Annotated in this window: 1 protein-coding gene; it reads right to left on the bottom strand. The window is 79.9% G+C overall.

Annotation, left to right across the window (positions count from 1 at the left end):
- Positions 1-273, bottom strand: a 273-nt coding sequence (locus tag RYX56_RS22405; protein ID WP_317124129.1) for a hypothetical protein, incomplete at both ends; no start/stop codon positions are given.

Here is a 273-nt window from a genome sequence, read left to right as displayed (position 1 = left end):
GGGGACGCCGGGCGAGCCTCTGCCGGGCGCACCGATGCGAAGCGGGCCTGGGAGCGCCGCGCCGGGCGCGCCGCCGGGGCGAGCGGAAGGGGCGGCAGGGCGGCTATGACCCGCTGCGTGAAGCCGTCGGGTGCCGGGCAGGGCGCAGAAGCGAGGAGACGGCCGAGGTGCGCGTCGAGCACGTCGTCGGGCGGCACGGCGTCGAAGGCGGCGGCGGCGGCGAGCGGCGCGACGAAGGCAGCCGATGCGGGAGCGGTCGGCGGCAACGTGGGG

Origin of the sequence: Alkalihalophilus lindianensis, from assembly GCF_032843265.1 — a bacterium.
In the GTDB taxonomy this organism is placed as follows: domain Bacteria; phylum Bacillota; class Bacilli; order Bacillales; family Bacillaceae_D; genus Alkalihalophilus; species Alkalihalophilus lindianensis.
This window is presented reverse-complemented; position numbering and strand designations above follow the sequence as displayed.